5 protein-coding genes and 1 pseudogene are annotated in these 4118 nt (G+C 38.3%); all 6 read right to left on the bottom strand.

Features of this window, described 5'->3' with window-relative positions; all coding sequences use genetic code 11:
• Nucleotides 1-31: 31 nt before the first annotated feature.
• Nucleotides 32-1111: a YcjF family protein gene (locus BHE89_RS11280; protein WP_128860486.1), complete on the bottom strand. Its 1080-nt coding sequence runs from the start codon at nucleotides 1109-1111 to the stop codon at nucleotides 32-34.
• Nucleotides 1108-2504: pseudogene (locus BHE89_RS11275) on the bottom strand (YcjX family GTP-binding protein). The gene BHE89_RS11280 and the pseudogene BHE89_RS11275 overlap by 4 nt, the downstream one beginning before the upstream one ends.
• Entirely contained in the window at nucleotides 2485-2739 is a 255-nt protein-coding gene (locus tag BHE89_RS11270; protein ID WP_248620617.1) for a peptide permease, read from the bottom strand. The pseudogene BHE89_RS11275 and the gene BHE89_RS11270 overlap by 20 nt, the downstream one beginning before the upstream one ends.
• Nucleotides 2740-2859: 120 nt before the next feature.
• The gene (pspC, locus tag BHE89_RS11265) at nucleotides 2860-3216 is read right to left on the bottom strand and encodes an envelope stress response membrane protein PspC (protein ID WP_069369278.1); all 357 of its coding nucleotides are present in this window, start codon (nucleotides 3214-3216) and stop codon (nucleotides 2860-2862) included.
• Nucleotides 3216-3446: an envelope stress response membrane protein PspB gene (gene pspB / locus BHE89_RS11260; protein ID WP_069369279.1), complete on the bottom strand. Its 231-nt coding sequence runs from the start codon at nucleotides 3444-3446 to the stop codon at nucleotides 3216-3218. The genes pspC and pspB overlap by 1 nt, the downstream gene beginning before the upstream one ends.
• 36 nt (nucleotides 3447-3482) lie before the next feature.
• Nucleotides 3483-4118: phage shock protein PspA (gene pspA, locus BHE89_RS11255; protein ID WP_128860485.1), on the bottom strand; the 636-nt coding region annotated here is incomplete at its 5' end.

The following is a 4118-nucleotide window of genomic DNA, read 5'->3' as shown; positions in this document are numbered from 1 at the left end:
CAAAAAAACCGCAGAATGGTTTCTACGGTTCTTATTTGAAAACAATTAAAAGATGAATATAATAATTTATTCTTTCTTCTTTACTACTAATAGTATTCTTTAATTTTCCGATTAACTCTTTTCTAAAGTCGCCTAGTTTAGGTTTATTATCATCAATCCATGGTAAAGGACGGCATAATTCCATTGCTTTTATTCCTAAGCGTGCCGTTAATAAACCAGCGCCAATACCTTGAGCCGCTCTTGTTGATAACCGTGCAGCAAGATCTTGTGAAATCCAGTCCATTCCAACTTCTCTCACCAGTTCCGTCGCACCAGCAAATGCAATATTGACCAAAACAAGACGAAATAGTTTTAAACGACTATAGTAGCCTAATTCGATACCGTAAATTTCTGCAATACGATTAATTAAACGAATATTACGCCAACCAATAAAGGCCATATCAACCATAGCTAGCGGACTGACAGCGATCATTAAAGTTGACTCCGCAGCAGAACGACTAATTTCAGCTCTGGCTTGTTTATCTAAAATAGGTTGAACAAGTTGGCTATAAAGCGTTAATACTTCTTTGTCATTATGTGTGTCATGTAACGCACTTTGCCAACGAATTAATGCGGGATGCTGTGAGCTAATACCCGCTTGTTTAGCCAGTTTTTCACAAAATGGCCGACCATTTCCCATCGCATGGCTATAAAGTAATTCTTTTGCTTTATCTCTTTCATCTGCGCGTTGACGTAGATGATAAATACGGCGCCACTCAGTTATAACAGATCCAATACCAGCAACAACAATTAACCCACCTGCACTGGCTGCACCCAATGCAATCCAGTCAGCATTTATCCATGAGTCATAAATCCATTGCCCCGTTTGGGCAATAACACTAACCCCTAAAATGGTACTCGCAATTGTTAATAAACGTTTCCAAACACTTTTTTTCGGTTTTAAAATTGATTGAACATCACTTTCTAATTGTCCTTCATTTTCTTCATCCAATTGTGGATCAACCGGCAAAAATTGCTCATTTTCATTAAAGCCAACACCTTTTTTCAAAGTAACTTCTTCTTGAAGTATGGGCTCTTTAAAATCAATTCGCGATTTTAATGGCTCATTCATTTTAATTTATCCCCTAACAAGAATTCCATTGCACTATCCATACGAATATGAGGAACTGCACTATCCCTTGATATATGCTGAGGCCTAAAAGATTCGAAGCTAAACCCCTGTTTTTCCCAAAATGATTTTTCAGGTAATCGCTTAGGAACCTCGCCAGGGAAATACACTAATGGTGTATTATCGCTTAAACGAAAACCTTTTAAGGCGGGTATTTTTTTCGCCATGATGATCAACAATTCCACTTTCAGTTGCTGCGATAGACGCGAGTCCCATGCAATCAATACTGATCCCTTCAAAAATAGCATTTTGTTTAGCATCTTGAATAAGCTGTTGAAGCAATGAGACTAAATTTTCATGTTGATCAACCGTGATATGGTCAGCTTTTGTCGCTGCAAAGAGAAGTTTATCGATACAAGGAGAAAATAAACGTCTCAATAAAGTTCTTTTTCCATAATGAAAGCTGCGCATTAATTGTGTTAATGCTTGGCGCATATCATTAAAAACATCAGCACCTTGATTTAGAGGTTGTAGGCAATCAACCAAAACAATTTGTCTATCAAATCCTTGGAAATGATCACGATAAAACCCTTTTACAACATGCTGCCCATAATATTCATAGCGCTGTTTTAGCATACCAATATTAGTACGTTTATCTGCGTTCTTTAATTTAGCAATATCGTATTTTTGTAAATCAGCCCATGGGAAAAACTGTAAAACGGGTGCTCCCGCTAATTCACCAGGTAATACAAAAACGCCCTGGTTGAATAAAATGAAGTCCTTCTTTTTTACATGCTAATAAATAGTCAGTGTAAGCGGAGGCAATATCAGCTAATAAGGTTTCATCCGCTGGCGCAAAAGGATCACATTTATTAAGAAGTGATAGCCAATGTTGTTCTGGTGACGTTCTTTGTCGATTGACCTTATTCATTTGCTCTGACCATTCAAAATAGTCTTGCTCAAGCATGGGTAAATCCAATAGCCATTCACCAGGATAATCAACAATTTCTAAATAAAGAGAAGATGTTTCTTTTATAAACCGCGTTAAAGATTCATTAGATCGATAACGCAGTTGTAAACGAATTTCACTGACCCCTTTCGTAGGAACAGGCCAACTTGGGGGAGTATGATAAAGTGACTCCATTCCTTCATCATACATAAAACGAGGGATGTTTAAATTGTGTTGAGGAATGCGTTTTACACCGAGTAGTTGCTTATTTCGCGCAGCCGAAAACAGCGGTAAACGCGCACCAGTGTGCACATTAATAAGTTGATTAACTAAAGAGGTAATGAATGCGGTTTTACCACTTCGGCTTAATCCAGTTACGGCCAAACGAAGATGCCTATCAACACCGCGATTAATAAAAGCTGTAAGTTCATTTTGTAGGCGTTTCATGTTTCTCCCAAGACACTTGACGCGATAGCTTATTAAAGCCTGCTTTGATAATAGGCTCAGCTATCAATAGAACCAGCCAACGTAACGGTTTGCTACTTACTCGTTTTAATATACCGCCTGTGATTGCAGCTGGTCCAAATAAAGTGAATAACATTAATCCAAATGTTAACCCTTTTTTGGCTAATTGGGCGAGTTTATTTGTTTTTAAAGAAACGAATATTTGATTGGAATTCACAATACGCTCCTCAATCAGAAATTTTACTCTCTTACAATATAAGCATTGAAAAAAGATAAACGGCCTGAAAGAAAGACGCCCCTAAAATGGAGCGTCTTATCAGATTAAATGGCGAAAATATTACAAATCTCGAAAGCGTTTATTTAACTGATAACTAGAAGAGGTAATATAACGCTCCATTTGTTGTAACCGTTTTTCGCCTTGCATCAATTGATTATCTACCCCACTTAAAATTTCTTTTAAGCTTTCTTGCTGATCTTCACCTTGCAGGTAATTAGCAGGAGCAGGCTCCATAAAGAAACTTAAGACAAGATAAGCAATAATCGTTAAACCAAAAAAGCCAGCAAACAGCGCAATCACCGCAATAACCCTGACAAGTAAAACAGGAATATTAAAATAATGGGCTAGGCCTGCGCATACACCACGGATCACGCCCTCTTGTGGCAAGCGATACAATTGTTTGCTCTGCATCGTCATTATGATTGCCTCCAGTTAGGATGTTCTGCATCAAGTATTTGTTCTAATGTCTTAATGCGCTCCTGCATTTGCTGAGCCTTATCCACCAGCGCGCTCAGTCGCTGCATTTCTTGTTGGGTTAGCTGAACATTACCTCCGCCTTTCTGGCTGTTGTAATGCAGCCACAGCCAGATAGGGAGAATAAACAAAATAAAAATGGTCAGTGGTATTCCCAGAAATATATAGCCCATTACATATCCTTTATAAGATGGTTATTACGCTTGCTGTTACTCTTTATTGATATTGATTTTAGCTTTTAATGCCGCTAATTGCGCGCTAATTTCATCATCAGCTTTTAATTCAGCAAACTGTTGGTCTAATGATTTCTCTTTACCTAACCCGTAACTTTGAGCTTCACCTTCCATATGGTCAATACGGCGTTCAAACTGCTCAAAACGTGCCATTGCTGCATCCATTTTGCCACTGTCTAATTGACGACGAACTTGACGAGATGAGTTTGCAGCTTGATGACGTACAACTAAAGACTGCTGTTTTGCGCGTGTTTCAGTAAGCTTATTTTCTAACTCGCTAATTTCGCCTTTTAAACGAGTTAACGTTTCATCAATAATAATCAGTTCGTGTTTCAAGGTGTCATTAACTGATGCTACACGTTGTTTTTCGATTAATGCTGCACGAGCTAAATCTTCTTTTCCCTTGATAAGCGCCAACTCTGCTTTATCCTGCCAATCTTTCATCTGTTTTTCAGCTTGTTCGATACGGCGTTCTAATCCTTTCTTTTCAGCTAAAGTACGTGCAGAGGTTGTGCGGATCTCAACTAACATATCTTCCATTTCTTGGATCATTAGGCGGATCATTTTTTCAGGATCTTCCGCTTTATCTAATAAAGAAGCGATATTGGCATT

The organism is Shigella sp. FC1967, from assembly GCF_001743005.1.
Lineage (GTDB): Bacteria > Pseudomonadota > Gammaproteobacteria > Enterobacterales > Enterobacteriaceae > Proteus.
This window is presented reverse-complemented; position numbering and strand designations above follow the sequence as displayed.

Excerpts from the sequence above, each read along its gene's own strand:
- pspC (WP_069369278.1), bottom strand. The coding sequence starts at position 3,216 with ATGACGATGCAGAGCAAACAATTGTATCGCTTGCCACAAGAGGGCGTG.
- pspB (WP_069369279.1), bottom strand. The coding sequence starts at position 3,446 with ATGGGCTATATATTTCTGGGAATACCACTGACCATTTTTATTTTGTTT.
- BHE89_RS11280 (WP_128860486.1), bottom strand. The coding sequence starts at position 1,111 with ATGAATGAGCCATTAAAATCGCGAATTGATTTTAAAGAGCCCATACTT.